The organism is Shewanella sp. N2AIL, assembly GCF_022690845.1.
Lineage (GTDB): Bacteria > Pseudomonadota > Gammaproteobacteria > Enterobacterales > Shewanellaceae > Shewanella > Shewanella baltica.
On the sequence record NZ_JALBYT010000002.1, the window covers coordinates 191,544 to 205,909 of the forward strand.

The 14,366-nt window shown below is 47.0% G+C and carries 13 protein-coding genes; 11 read left to right on the top strand and 2 right to left on the bottom strand.

The window, feature by feature from the left end; genetic code table 11:
- Positions 1-151 precede the first annotated feature (151 nt).
- Both MO387_RS02535 and MO387_RS02540 read left to right on the top strand, forming a co-directional pair.
- Positions 152-1,126, top strand: a complete 975-nt coding sequence (locus tag MO387_RS02535; RefSeq protein WP_107948626.1) for a DUF1852 domain-containing protein — start codon at positions 152-154, stop codon at positions 1,124-1,126.
- 55 nt (positions 1,127-1,181) lie between these two features.
- Positions 1,182-2,246, top strand: coding sequence for a methionine synthase (locus MO387_RS02540; protein ID WP_242325975.1), 1,065 nt, complete (start codon positions 1,182-1,184; stop codon positions 2,244-2,246).
- Positions 2,247-2,439: 193 nt separating this feature from the next.
- On the opposite strand, the gene MO387_RS02545 is transcribed toward MO387_RS02540, so the two are convergent.
- Together MO387_RS02545 and aguA are read right to left on the bottom strand one after the other, a co-directional pair.
- Positions 2,440-4,146 carry an amidase gene (locus MO387_RS02545; protein WP_242325991.1) on the bottom strand — a complete coding sequence of 569 codons (1,707 nt, stop codon included), beginning with the start codon at positions 4,144-4,146 and terminating at the stop codon, positions 2,440-2,442.
- 78 nt (positions 4,147-4,224) lie between these two features.
- A complete protein-coding gene (aguA, locus tag MO387_RS02550; protein ID WP_107948622.1) occupies positions 4,225-5,337 on the bottom strand; it encodes an agmatine deiminase in 1,113 nt (370 codons plus the stop codon).
- A 541-nt stretch (positions 5,338-5,878) separates the two neighbouring features.
- Between aguA and mazG the strand changes: the two genes are divergently transcribed.
- The 9 genes from mazG to MO387_RS02595 all read left to right on the top strand — a co-directional run bounded on the left by mazG (position 5,879) and on the right by MO387_RS02595 (position 14,313).
- Positions 5,879-6,775 carry a nucleoside triphosphate pyrophosphohydrolase gene (gene mazG, locus MO387_RS02555; RefSeq protein WP_107948620.1) on the top strand — a complete coding sequence of 299 codons (897 nt, stop codon included), beginning with the start codon at positions 5,879-5,881 and terminating at the stop codon, positions 6,773-6,775.
- 116 nt (positions 6,776-6,891) lie between these two features.
- Positions 6,892-8,529 (top strand): CTP synthase, encoded by a 1,638-nt coding sequence (locus MO387_RS02560; protein ID WP_006082617.1) that lies wholly within the window; start codon positions 6,892-6,894, stop codon positions 8,527-8,529.
- Positions 8,530-8,759: 230 nt separating this feature from the next.
- Positions 8,760-10,055: a phosphopyruvate hydratase gene (gene eno / locus MO387_RS02565; RefSeq protein WP_006082616.1), complete on the top strand. Its 1,296-nt coding sequence runs from the start codon at positions 8,760-8,762 to the stop codon at positions 10,053-10,055.
- A gap of 99 nt (positions 10,056-10,154) precedes the next feature.
- Positions 10,155-10,454, top strand: coding sequence for a cell division protein FtsB (gene ftsB / locus MO387_RS02570; protein WP_086010657.1), 300 nt, complete (start codon positions 10,155-10,157; stop codon positions 10,452-10,454).
- Positions 10,455-10,466: 12 nt separating this feature from the next.
- Positions 10,467-11,258: a 2-C-methyl-D-erythritol 4-phosphate cytidylyltransferase gene (gene ispD / locus MO387_RS02575; RefSeq protein ID WP_107948618.1), complete on the top strand. Its 792-nt coding sequence runs from the start codon at positions 10,467-10,469 to the stop codon at positions 11,256-11,258.
- Between the two features lie 37 nt (positions 11,259-11,295).
- Complete coding sequence (gene ispF / locus MO387_RS02580; protein ID WP_107948616.1) at positions 11,296-11,781, top strand: 2-C-methyl-D-erythritol 2,4-cyclodiphosphate synthase; 486 nt, start codon at positions 11,296-11,298, stop codon at positions 11,779-11,781.
- 20 nt (positions 11,782-11,801) lie between these two features.
- On the top strand, positions 11,802-12,935 hold the full coding sequence (locus MO387_RS02585) for a tRNA pseudouridine(13) synthase TruD (protein WP_011847436.1): 1,134 nt from the start codon (positions 11,802-11,804) through the stop codon (positions 12,933-12,935).
- Entirely contained in the window at positions 12,932-13,681 is a 750-nt protein-coding gene (gene surE / locus MO387_RS02590; RefSeq protein WP_107948613.1) for a 5'/3'-nucleotidase SurE, read from the top strand. Before MO387_RS02585 ends, surE begins: the two co-directional genes overlap by 4 nt.
- Positions 13,678-14,313: a protein-L-isoaspartate(D-aspartate) O-methyltransferase gene (locus MO387_RS02595; protein ID WP_006082610.1), complete on the top strand. Its 636-nt coding sequence runs from the start codon at positions 13,678-13,680 to the stop codon at positions 14,311-14,313. The genes surE and MO387_RS02595 overlap by 4 nt, the downstream gene beginning before the upstream one ends.
- The last annotated feature ends 53 nt before the right edge of the window (positions 14,314-14,366 follow it).

A 14,366-nucleotide genomic window follows, 5' to 3' on the forward strand; every position in this document is an offset into this window, starting at 1 on the left:
CGCCCCTAAACGACTGTGAGACAACTGAGTAAGAACCTCAGGACAGAAACTCAGACAGAACACGAATAATGTCTATCAGAGTCGGGTCAGAAGCTAGAAGCGCAGGGCATAAACTCAGGTTTGAAATCAGGCAATGGGATACTGGATCACTATGAATAAGCATTTTACATTTACGATTAACAGCATTTGTCTTGATGAAAATTATCATCCCTCAGACAAGACGCGTATCACGACTAACTTTGCTAATTTGGCCAGAGGCAGCCATCGCCAAGCGAACTTACGCAACGCGTTAAAGATGATTGATAACAGCTTTAATGCCTTAGCGCATTGGGATAATCCTAAAGGCGATCGTTATAGCGTTGAGCTGGAAATTATCTCAGTTAATCTGGATATTGACGGCAGTGGTCAAACCTTCCCATCGATTGAAATTTTGAAAACCAATATTGTTGATCATAAAACCAATAAACGTATTGAAGGCATTGTAGGTAATAACTTTTCATCTTACGTACGCGATTATGACTTTAGCGTATTACTTGCAGAGCATAATAAGGGCCAAGCCAAATTTAGTATTCCAGATGATTTTGGTGGTCTACATGGCAAGCTATTTCAGTCTTTTGTTAATTCTGATGCTTACAAACAGAATTTTAATAAGCCACCGGTTATCTGTCTCAGTGTGTCGGATAATAAAACCTACCATAGAATTGAGAATCAGCATCCCGTATTAGGGGTTGAATATCAGCCAAATGAATCGTCTTTAACTGAGCAATATTTCAAAAAAATGGGCTTACAGGTGCGTTATTTTATGCCGCCCAATAGCGTGGCACCGTTAGCTTTTTATTTCTTTGGTGATTTACTCAATGATTACACTCACCTTGAGTTGATAAGCACCATCAGCACTATGGGAACTTTTCAAAAAATCTATCGCCCTGAGATTTATAACGCCAATGCTGTTGCAGGGAAATGCTATCAACCCAATTTGAAAAACTTGGATCATTCATTAACTCAAATTGTTTATGATCGAGCAGAACGTAGCCAATTGGCTAATGAGCAAGGAAAATTTGCCGCGGAGTACTTTATCAAACCCTACCAAAAGTTTTTTGAACAATGGTCTGCTAATTTCGTTTAGTCGCTCTGTGCCTAATCGTCACGCTCATTAATTAATCCAATACGGCATCATTATTATGACAACAAGACTTAATAAAACCCTGATTAACAACAGACTGTTACCGACTTCAACTGCGGGCAGTTTGCCTAAACCTTTATGGCTTGCAGAGCCTCAAACACTTTGGTCTCCATGGAAATTGCAAGGAGAGGAATTAATTGCAGGTAAACACGATGCACTGCGTTTGTCATTACAGGATCAACAGCTAGCAGGGATTGATATTGTCAGTGATGGCGAGCAAACGCGGCAACATTTTGTCACTACCTTTATTGAGCACCTCAACGGCGTTGATTTTTCAAAACGTAAAATCGTTAAAATTCGTGATCGCTATGATGCGAGCGTGCCCACGGTTGTCGGCCCAGTGAGCCGCCAAAAGTCGGTGTTTGTTGAAGATGCCAAATATTTACGCAAGCAAACTACGCAACCGATTAAATGGGCCCTACCTGGCCCTATGACCATGATAGATACGCTTTATGATGATCATTATAAAAGCCGCGAAAAGCTCGCTTGGGAATTTGCCAAAATTCTTAATGAGGAAGCCAAAGAATTAGAAGCTGCGGGTGTTGATATTATCCAATTTGATGAGCCTGCCTTTAATGTGTTTTTTGATGAGGTAAACGATTGGGGCATTGCCTGTTTAGAACGAGCCATTGAAGGGCTTAAATGCGAAACGGCGGTGCATATTTGTTATGGTTACGGCATTAAAGCCAATACAGATTGGAAAAAAACCTTGGGCTCAGAGTGGCGCCAATATGAAGAAGTGTTTCCTAAACTGCAAAAGTCTAATATCGATATTATCTCGCTAGAATGTCACAACTCCCATGTGCCAATGGAGCTACTTGAACTCATTCGCGGTAAGAAAGTCATGGTCGGCGCGATTGATGTCGCCTCCGACACGATTGAAACCGCTGAGGAAGTCGCCGACACCCTACGAAAAGCCCTTAAATTTGTCGATGCCGACAAGCTTTATCCTTGTACTAACTGCGGCATGACGCCTTTATCCCATCAAGTCGCAAGAGGGAAACTCAATGCTTTGAGTGCAGGCGCAGAGATCATCAGAAAAGAACTCTTGGCGTTAAGATAAGACGCGTTAAGTGTTGCTGTATGTTTTACTGCAGTATGTTTTATAGCGGCATAAGTCTAGCTTTGTTGAAAGGGTATCGGCGTCGGTATTAAAAAAACGGGATTGGCAAATAGATGCCAATCCCGTTTTCATTTCTAAGCTAATGCATTTAGTGCTTACTGTTAGTGCTTAGGTTTATGCATTGTCTTGGCGCTTATTCACCAAGCTTTGGCGTGCGTGGTGGGATCATGCGCCTGTCGCCTGTCGACTCAAATGCACCTGCAAATTTCAGCAGGTTATTATCGTCATAGGCACGGCCCGCGAAGGTTAACCCCACTGGCATGCCAATATCGGCCATCACGCCCATAGGCACAGTCACAGTCGGCACGCCTAAGTGGCGAATTGCTAGGTTACCGTTAGCGACCCAAACCCCGTTGCTCCAAGCGATATCGGCTGAGGCCGGATTCACATGGGCATCGGCGGGGCCGACATCGGCCACCGTTGGAAACAGCACGGCATCAAGCTTAAGCTCGTCCATCCAGTCTTCGAGATCTAGCTTACGCGTCTTCTCTAAGCCACGCAGACCATCGGGAATACTGTCGATCTGATCGAAGGATTTAAGACCACGCTTGGCCATGTTGACATACTCTTCCATGCCAGCCGCTAAATCACCCTCACGGTTTGGCAAGGTGCCGAGGTCATGGGGGAATATCAAATGTCCAACAACATCAGCAAGTTTGTTGAGTTTAGGGTCATTGTTCGCCCGCAGGAATTCATCGAATGCCCAACCCGAGAGTTCCCATAATTCATCATGGAGGAACTGAGGCGTCACTATGCCACGGTTAAACACGGTCGGCGCGCCGGGGCGGTCGCCTTCGCAATTTGACACCAGCGGAAAATCGACTTCAATCACTTCCGCACCAGCAGCTTCTAGTGCTTTACGCGCCGCTTCCCATAAATCGATAACCGATTGGCGAGTATGGATGCGTTGTCCCGTTGGGCCGCCAATGCCCGGATTTTCGCTGGTTCCTGCTAGTTCATCTTTGTTGATGTACATGCGCGGCACGCCAAAACGCTTACCCTTAAGCGTGTCGGCTTGAGCGGCAAGCGCCAGATAGGATTCTGGGCGAACGCTAGACGCTTTAGGAATTTGAACCCAAGGTTGCAGGCGCCAGAGGTCGCCACGGGTGATAGGATCATCGGCCACAATCACATCGAGCACTTCGAGCATATCCGCCATAGTGCGGGTATAAGGCACGACCACATCCATGGTTGGGGTTAATGGCCAGTTGCCACGCACGGAAATCACGCCGCGAGACGGCGTATAGGCACACAAACCGTTGTTGGACGCAGGGCCACGGCCACTCGACCAAGTTTCTTCAGCAAGACCGAAAGCAGAGTAACTTGCTGCCGTGCCCGTGCCCGCCCCATTGGAAGAGCCCGAAGCGAATGGTGCAGTAAGATACTCAGCGTTGTATGGGCTTTCGGCGCGGCCATAGTGACCACGCTGCATGCCGCCATTCGCCATCGGTGGCATATTGGTTTTGCCTAAGCAAATAGCACCCGCAGCGCGTAGGCGCTCGACGGCGAAGGCATCGTACTGGGCCACTAAATCTTTAAATGCTGGGCTGCCAGACGCCGCCGTCAGTCCCTTCACTAAATAGCTGTCCTTGGCGGTATACGTAATACCATCGAGCGGGCTTAAGGTTTCGCCACGGGCACGGCGCGCATCTGACGCCTCGGCTTCTTTGAGCGCATCGGGATTGTGAACCACTAACGCATTCAACTTAGTCTGAGTAGCAGGGCCATCGTAAGCCGCCACTCGAGCTAAATAGGATTTCACCAACTCAACCGCAGTCGTGCGGCCGGATTCGAGTGCTTCACGTAGCTCGGCAATGGAAACTTCAGTCACTTCAAACATCTTACGCCCTCCCGCAGAAAACCAATTGTGCTGCAATAACAGTGACATCAAGCGTCATACTGTTCTCCTTAGGTGTACTTACTTGCCAGAAGGGATTTGCTGGGTAATACAGTGGATATTGCCGCCACCTAATAAAATCTCCCGCGCGGGCACACCCACAATCTTGTGCTCTGGGAAAATGTCCTGCAGTTTTTGCGCAGCGATATCATCGATTGCAGGGTCAAGCAGTGGGAATACGATGCGGTCGTTAGTGATTAAAAAGTTCACATAAGAGCCCGCTAAGCGCTCGCCAGCAGTGCGTGGTACGCCAGTGCCTTCTGTCACGCCTTTTGATTCTTCTTCCGTGCAATACAGCGGACCCGGTTGTGGCAATAGATGGATTTTTAACTTGCGACCTTGGGCGTCTACAGTGTTTTGCAACACGTCCAGCGCGGCTTTCGAACGTGGGTATTGTGGATCGGTTTCATCGTCAGTCCAGTGCAAGACCACTTCGCCTGGGCGCGCGAAACAACACATGTTGTCGATATGACCATCGGTCTCATCCATGTACACGCCATCTTGTAACCAGATAAACTGCTTAACATTCAAATAGTCACGCAGTAAGTCTTCAATCTGTTCTTTTGTCAGTTCAGGGTTACGGTTGGCGTTGAGTAAACATTCGGCACTCGTCATACAGGTGCCTTCACCGTCAACATGGATAGAGCCACCTTCAAGGATCAGCGGCGCGCTGTAACGGGCAAATCCATGTTGTGCAAGCATTTGCTGCGCGACTTGCTCGTCTTTATCCCATGGGAAGTACAAACCACCGTTATGGCCGCCCCAAGCATTAAAGCCCCAGTCAACACCGCGGCATTCGCCCTCGGCATTAACGACCACAGTAGGTCCTGTATCACGAGCCCAGCAATCGTTACTGTCCATTTCGACCAAGGTGACGTGGGATGGCATTACCGTTTTAGCTTCAGCTAAAAAGGCTTTAGGAACACCCATATACACGGGCGTCGCTCCACCAATGGCATCGGCCACCTTAGCAAAGGTCGCTTGAGCATAAGCGCCTGCAGAGCGCCAGTTATCGGGACGATATGGCCAAATCATCCATACGGCTTGCTGCGCCGCCCATTCGGCGGGCATATAAAAACCATCTTGAGATGGCTTAGTCGTTAACGGCGTGGCATCCACATTCGCGTTTGTCATGAATTTTGTCTCCAGTAATGCTCAAATCTATAAGGGTGTACGCCCCATTTTGGGCGACAGAATAGAAATACACCTAACATAATCAAATAAATCGAATGACTGTATTCATCACGCTGCGCTCATCACGAGCATTTATTACATGCATCCATCACATATATAGTTAGGCCGAAATTGTTAGGTCTTTACTCAGTGAGTTTTAGCTTCATTGAAATATTGCTGCGTATCTTATCATTTAAGATGGCTTGCGCTAAATACTTGTATGCAGGACATAGATGAGAATTTGTTGAGTCGTTAAGTCGTCAGTTTATTGCTCTTTGGGTGAATTTCACTACTACATGGCGCGAATGCACTTTTAGTTAAAATAAGACCTATTAAATAAGAACCCTAAGCTCTGATCTCAGCATCAAAATAGCGCTTTTATGTGACCTCGCTTATCATCGCGTTATTATAGCCTTTCATTAACTAGCACTGTTGAGGCGTATTCTTTTTATTCATCCTCAGCACTAGCCCGTTTAAGTATTCATCTTTTAAGGATATCAGCATGACTTCCCACACAGAGCCATTAACTTCATTTTCGACCACGGAACCTTCTACTACGGGATTTTCTATAACAGATGTTGAGCCGCTACTTAAGATCATGGAAAAATTGCGCGACCCACAAACAGGTTGCCCGTGGGATAAAGCGCAAACGTTTCAAACCATAGTGCCTTTTACCTTAGAGGAAGCCTATGAGGTTGCCGATACCATAGAGCGCTTAGCCTGGGATGAGTTGCCCGATGAACTTGGGGATTTATTATTTCAAATCGTATTCTATTGTCAGCTCGGTAAAGAGCAGGGGCTGTTTGATTTTTCCACTGTGATTGAGAAAATTAGCGACAAGTTGACGCGCCGTCATCCCCATGTGTTTGGCGAGCAAAATCCGCAAATAGGCGATAGCGCCCAAGCAATGAAAGCTAATTGGGAGGCGATTAAAGCGACTGAACGTGAACAAAAGGCCCAGCAAGTCGCGGGTAAAACCCAAGCTGATACTGTGGTTTCTGCGTTAGACAATATTCCGCGTACCCAACCTGCGCTGTCACGCTCAATCAAAATTCAGCAGAGGGTGGCGCGAGTCGGTTTCGATTGGGCCGAACTTGAGCCCGTGGTCGCTAAAATCCACGAAGAAATCGATGAAGTTTTGCATGAAGTGAATCAAACTGAGCAAGACCAAGCGAAAGTGCAGTCCGAAATGGGCGACTTATTATTTGCCGTGGTGAATCTAGCTCGTCATCTTAAGGTCGACCCAGAGCAAGCGTTGCGCCAAGCTAACCTTAAATTTGAACGCCGTTTTCGCGGCGTAGAACAGTTGGCGAGTGAGAGCGGTAAAAGCATGCAAGAGCACACATTAATGGAGCTCGATGCCTATTGGGACCAAGTAAAAGCGACGGAGACGAGATAAACGGCAAATTATCCCGATTGGTGTTTGTCGAATCGCGCCGCCTTTGGTATACTACTGCCCCGTCCTAGTGCTTTCTTACAAGCACGTATTTTCAAACTCATTTTCTCAGGTTCAGCATGACTACAAGGTATATCTTCGTTACTGGTGGCGTTGTTTCATCACTAGGTAAAGGCATTGCAGCAGCATCATTAGCTGCAATTTTAGAGGCCCGCGGTCTCAATGTAACCATCATGAAACTGGACCCTTACATTAACGTTGATCCGGGTACCATGAGCCCAACCCAACATGGCGAAGTATTTGTTACTGAAGACGGTGCAGAAACAGATCTCGACTTGGGTCACTACGAGCGTTTCATCCGTACTAAGATGAATCGTCGTAACAACTTCACTACCGGTCGTATTTACGAAGAAGTATTACGTAAAGAACGTCGTGGCGATTATTTGGGCGCAACCATTCAGGTTATCCCACACATCACTAATGCGATTAAAGAAAAAGTATTAGCAGGTGGCGAAGGCCATGATGTTGCTATCGTCGAAATCGGCGGTACTGTGGGTGATATCGAATCCTTGCCGTTCCTAGAGTCTATCCGTCAGCTCGGTGTTGAGCTGGGTCGTGATCGTACTCTGTTCATGCATTTAACCTTAGTGCCTTTCTTAGGTGCTGCAGGCGAAGTGAAAACTAAGCCAACTCAACACTCAGTGAAAGAGCTGCGTTCTATCGGTATTGCACCAGATGTGCTGGTTTGCCGTGGTGACCGTGCGATTCCTGCTAATGAAAAAGCCAAAATTTCGCTGTTCTGTAACGTCGAAGAGCGTGCGGTTATTTCATTAAAAGATGTTGATAGTATTTATAAAATCCCAGCTTTGTTACGTTCGCAAGGTTTGGATGACTTAGTGGTTAAGCGTTTCGGTTTAGAATGCCGTGAAGCGGATCTGTCTGAGTGGGAAAATGTGATTTATCAAGAAGCTAATCCAAACGGCGAAGTCGTTATTGGTATGGTGGGTAAATACATTGAACTGCCAGATGCATATAAGTCAGTTAACGAAGCATTAAAACACGCTGGCCTTAAAAACCGCGTATCTGTGACCATCAAGTACATTGATTCACAAACCGTAGAAGCCAAAGGCGAAGAAGTCTTACAGGGCTTAGACGGTATCTTAGTACCAGGCGGTTTTGGCGAGCGTGGTGTTGAAGGTAAGATACTGGCGGCAAAATTTGCCCGTGAAAACAATCTACCGTATTTCGGTATTTGTTTAGGTATGCAAGTTGCCCTGATTGAATTTGCGCGTAATGTTGCTGGCATGGCTGATGCACATTCAACTGAATTCAATAAAGAAACACCATTCCCAGTCGTGGGTTTGATCACTGAATGGATTGACGAAGAAGGTAACGTCGAGCAGCGCCATGAAGCGTCTGACTTAGGTGGCACTATGCGTTTAGGCGCTCAATTGTGTCATTTACTCGATGGTTCTAAAGCGGCTCAAGCCTACAAAGGCAACAGCTGTGTAGAACGTCACCGTCACCGTTATGAAGTGAACAACAAATACAGAGAGCGTTTAGAACAAGCTGGCATGATCTTCAGCGGTTTGTCTTCTGATCGTAAGCTGGTGGAAATGATCGAATTAAAAGATCACCCATGGTTTGTTGCAGGTCAATTCCATCCTGAGTTCACCTCAACTCCGCGCGATGGTCACCCATTGTTCGAAGGGTTTATTGCTGCGGCAAGTGCGCATCAAAAACGTGATCTGAAGTAAGAATATTTGAGGCCGGACCCGCGACAGTGGGGCCGGCCTTTTGCTACACTCGTCGCTACTTGAAACATAAGAATTTAATACCTCTGGGTATAAACAGAATGCGTATCAGTTGCATCTGTATGGACGCAAACCGTAAATGGAATTTTGTTATTTTCTGCGGTATGTGACTTCCATTTATTCCCATAGGTATTGGTTTTTTCTTTTATCTTTAAACTTAAATCGAGGGTGTTATGGCTAAGATTATTAACGTGATTGGTCGCGAGATTATGGATTCTCGTGGTAACCCAACTGTTGAAGCCGAAGTGCATTTAGAAGGTGGTTTTGTGGGTATGGCTGCGGCGCCTTCTGGCGCATCTACCGGTAGCCGCGAAGCGTTAGAATTACGTGATGGCGATAAAAGCCGTTATTTAGGCAAAGGCGTATTAACGGCTGTTGCCAATGTAAACGATTTAATCCGCACTGCGTTATTAGGCAAAGATGCCACTGCACAAGCTGAGCTTGATCAAATCATGATCGACTTAGACGGCACAGAAAACAAAGACAAGTTAGGCGCAAACGCGATTCTGGCTGTGTCTTTAGCGGCTGCCAAAGCGGCTGCAGCATTTAAAGGTATTCCTTTATACGCGCACATCGCTGAATTGAACGGCACGCCAGGCCAATATTCTATGCCTGTGCCTATGATGAACATCTTAAACGGTGGCGAGCACGCGGATAACAACGTTGATATCCAAGAATTCATGGTGCAACCAGTTGGCGCGAAAACCTTCCGTGAAGCACTGCGCATGGGCGCTGAAATCTTCCATACGCTGAAAAAAGTATTGCACGACAAAGGTCTAAGCACTTCTGTAGGTGATGAAGGTGGTTTTGCACCTAACTTAGCGTCAAACGCTGATGCGTTAGCCATTATCAAAGAAGCGGTTGAACTGGCTGGCTACAAGTTAGGTACGGATGTGACCTTAGCGCTAGATTGCGCCGCATCTGAATTCTACAAAGACGGCAAATACGATTTAGCGGGCGAAGGCAAAGTATTCGACTCGAACGGTTTCTCTGATTTCTTAAAATCATTGGCTGACCAATATCCAATCGTGTCTATCGAAGACGGCTTAGACGAATCAGATTGGGATGGTTGGGCTTACCAAACTCAAATCATGGGCGACAAGATCCAATTAGTGGGCGACGATTTATTCGTAACTAACACTAAAATCTTAACCCGTGGTATCGAAAACGGTATTGCTAACTCAATCCTTATCAAGTTTAACCAAATCGGTTCATTGACTGAGACTTTAGCGGCCATTCGCATGGCGAAAGAAGCGGGTTACACAGCAGTGATTTCACACCGTAGTGGTGAAACTGAAGATTCAACCATTGCTGACTTAGCCGTAGGTACTGCTGCTGGCCAAATCAAAACCGGTTCACTGTGTCGTTCTGACCGTGTTGCTAAGTACAACCAATTGCTGCGCATCGAAGAGCAATTAGGTGAAAAAGCCCCATACCGTGGTTTGAAAGAGATCAAAGGTCAGGCGTAATTTAAACTTTGATGTAAAAAGGCCACCACTTGGTGGCCTTTTTTGTTGTACTATCTGCTGTATATTTTTTTAATCCAAGATACTGACGCTAATTCCTCCATGAAATTTTTTGTCATTGCACTCATAGTGCTACTCGGTTTACTGCAATTTCGTCTTTGGTCGGGAGATAATAGTCTTCCTGAATATTTCGTCCTGCAAAAACAAATTGCCGCGCAGCAAGAAGGTAACGCCAAACTTAATGAGCGTAACCAAGTGCTGAAGGAAGAAATCATCGATTTGAAAAGTGGTACCGAAGCCATAGAAGAACGTGCGCGTAACGAACTTGGCATGGTCAAAGAAGGTGAAACCTTCTATCGCGTCGTGGGTGGTGATCGCTCAGTATCGAGTCCATCCCAGTAATATGGAGTTAGGATGTCAGAGCTAGGACATTTAGATCTTGGATTAAGCGAACAATCCAATCCAGGCAGTCAATCTGAGCCGGTAATGCAAACTGAATTGCAGCGCCAAGCTGAGCATATCACTCAAGCTGTGGTGGCTATCGTTCCCGCAGCGGGCATTGGCAGCCGCATGGGCGCCGACAGACCTAAACAATATCTTGAAGTGTGCGGCCAGAGTATTCTCGGCCATACTTTAGATAAGCTGTTGTCTCACCCGCACATTTCCCACGTCATCGTCGCCTTACATCCGAATGATACTATTTTCAATACCCTGCCACAGGCAGCGCATCCCAAATTGACCACAGTGTTAGGCGGCGGTGAGCGCGCAGATTCTGTGTTGGCGGCGCTGCAAATTGCGCCCGAACATAGTTGGGCCTTAGTGCACGATGCGGCAAGACCTTGTTTGACCGCGACGGATATCGATAAATTACTCGCATCCAGAGTGCAATTTCCCCAAGGCGCTATTTTGGCCATGCCAGTGCGCGATACCATGAAGCGGGCGAATAAACAGGGCGAAATCAGCGCTACTGTGTGCCGAGATAATTTATGGCATGCATTGACGCCGCAGTTATTTCCGGCAGCGCAGCTAAAAGATTACCTCAATGCCGCTATGGCGGCAGGTGCGGTCGTGACAGATGAGGCTTCGGCGATGGAATGGGCGGGCATTTCACCCGGACTTGTTTCGGGCCGTGCTGACAATATAAAAGTGACGCATCCCGATGATTTGGGATTGGCCGAACTGTTTTTAATGCGTGCCGCAAAATAGTCATAATCAAAGTAAAATAATACGTTAGGAATATTAAATGAAAATCCGTATCGGCCATGGTTTCGATGTGCATAAATTTGGCGAAACACGCCCGTTAATTTTGTGTGGTGTGGAAGTGCCCTATGAAATCGGTCTCGTTGCTCACTCCGATGGTGATGTGGTATTGCATGCGATTTCCGATGCGATCCTCGGTGCGCTAGCGCTGGGCGATATAGGTAAACATTTCCCCGACACAGATGCCGCCTATAAAGGTGCTGATAGCCGCGTATTGCTGCGTCATTGCTATGCTTTAGCGAGGGCGAAAGGCTTTGTGCTGGGTAATCTTGACGTCACTATCATAGCGCAAGCCCCTAAAATGGCGCCGCACATTGAGGCAATGCGCCAAATATTGGCCGCAGATTTAACCTCGGAACTTGACGACATTAACGTCAAAGCGACCACGACTGAACAGCTAGGATTTACCGGGCGTAAAGAAGGTATTGCGGTAGAAGCCGTGGTATTGATGACCCGTAAACACGATTAACTTAAGAGTAAAAAAGTCCCATGAGCGAATTACATTATCTGTATGGCAAGCCTTTAGGTACAGCAGATTTAAGAACCCAAAATAGCGATTTTATCGTGAAAGAGATTTTACCTTTTAGCCCAACGGGTGAAGGTGAACATCACATGCTGCATGTACGCAAAGAAGGGCTAAATACAGTACAAGTCGCTGAAATGATCGCTAAGTTCGCTAAGGTGCATCCGAAGGAAGTGACCTACGCTGGGCAAAAAGATAAAAATGCCATCACAGAACAATGGTTCGGTGTGCGTATTCCGGGTAAAGAAACGCCGCTTTGGAAAGATCTCAATAGCGAGCGTTTGACCATATTGTCGAGCAGCCGTCACAGCAAAAAACTGCGAATTGGTGCTTTAGTCGGTAACCGTTTTATTCTTACCCTAAGAAATGTTACCCAAGTCGAAGACATTATCAGCCGTATCGAAAAGGTCGCTCAAGTGGGCGTGCCCAATTACTTTGGTGAGCAACGCTTTGGTCACGATGGCAAAAACTTAGTTTTTGGTCGCCAAATGATGGCGGGTAAAAAAGTCAAAGATAGAAATAAGCGCAGCATGTATTTGTCTGCGGTGCGCTCAAATCTGTTTAACACTGTAGTGTCGTATCGTTTAGCCAACCATGGCACTAAGCCGCTAGCGGGGGATTGTGTGATGTTGGCGGGCAGCAAAAGCTTCTTCGTTACGCCTGAATGGGATCTCATTGTGTTGAAACGTCTGATTGAAAAAGACATTCAACTATCAGCACCCTTATGGGGCCGTGGCATGATGCTGCCTCAAGGCGAAGCTGCTGCGGTGGAAACCTTGGCCATGAGTGAGTTGGCTGACGATTGCTATGGCCTTGAACATGCGGGATTAGAGCAAGAGCGTCGTCCGTTACTGCTTGAGCCTCAAGCCCTTAAATACGAACAAACCGCCGATGGTCTTGTGCTTGAGTTTGTGTTGCCTGCGGGCAGTTTTGCCACATCCTTGTTGAGAGAGTTAGTCAATTATCAAGATGTTAAAGAGCAGCAATGGCAAGCGACACTGGTGCAGGAGCCTGCACCAGAGGCAACGAATGCTAACGTTGCGGCTGATACAATTGAAACTAAGACTGAAGCTGCGCCTAACATTGAAGCAGAGTCATGATCCGCATCTTAGTGAGCAACGATGACGGGGTTAATGCACCGGGGATCAAAGCCTTAACTGAGGCCTTGACCGAAATTGCGACTGTGCTGACAGTGGGGCCAGATCGTAATTGTTCTGGTGCGAGCAATTCATTAACCTTGACTAATCCATTAAGAATTAATAGGTTAGATAACGGTTACATTTCTGTTCACGGTACACCGACCGATTGTGTGCATTTGGCTATCCGAGAATTGTACGATGGCGAACCCGATATGGTGGTGTCTGGCATCAATGCGGGCGCGAACATGGGCGATGATACCTTGTATTCGGGGACTGTTGCCGCCGCGATGGAAGGGCGCTTTTTAGGTTTTCCTGCTGTCGCGATTTCGCTCAATGGCCGCAAATTCGAACATTATCAATCGGCGGCGGTTTATGCTCGGCGGATAGTTCAAGGCTTGTTGGCCCAGCCTTTGGCAAAAGATCAGATTTTAAATGTGAATGTGCCGGACTTGCCGCTTGATCAAATCAAAGGCATTAAAGTGACTCGCCTTGGGGCTCGTCATAAGGCTGAAGGCATAGTACGAACGCAAGATCCCGCAGGACGCGAGATCTTCTGGCTCGGTCCACCAGGACAAGAGCAGGACGCCACTGAGGGCACTGATTTTCATGCTGTCGCCAATGGCTATGTGTCAATTACGCCTTTGACGGTTGATTTAACTGCCTACGGACAACTAACGGCATTGCAAAATTGGGTAGATAAAATATGACTCGAGTTGCCTTAACATCGGCGGTGAACTTAGCTAAAAAGCTTCATGATGCGGGGATCCGCAATCAAGCCGTGTTAAAGGCGATATCGCATACGCCGCGGGAAATGTTTCTCGATAATGCGCTAGCCCATAAAGCCTATGAAAATACCGCTTTACCGATTGGCCAAGGGCAAACCATCTCGCAGCCTTATATCGTCGCCCGTATGACCGAACTCTTACTGCATAAGATGCCCCAGCGCGTATTAGAAGTGGGCACAGGATCGGGTTATCAGGCGGCAATTTTGGCGCAATTAGTGCCGCAGCTTTGTACTATCGAGCGCATCAAAGGTTTGCAAATTCAAGCGAGACAGCGCTTAAAACGACTAGATTTACATAATGTGTCGTTTAAATATGGTGATGGCTGGTTAGGTTGGGCGAATCGTAGCCCGTTCGATGCCATTATGGTGACCGCTGCCGCTTCGACTATACCTGAGGCCTTACTGTCTCAATTAGCGGAGGGCGGAGTGTTAGTTCTGCCAGTCGGCGAAGATACCCAGCAATTGATGCGAATCACTCGTACTGCGGACCGCTTCAGTTCGGAAACAATTGAAACGGTTAAATTTGTCCCTTTGATTAATGGAGAGTTAGCTTAACCTTGTGTTGTGCTACTGTCCCCACTGAACAACTTGTCTTGCAACGAGGGCAT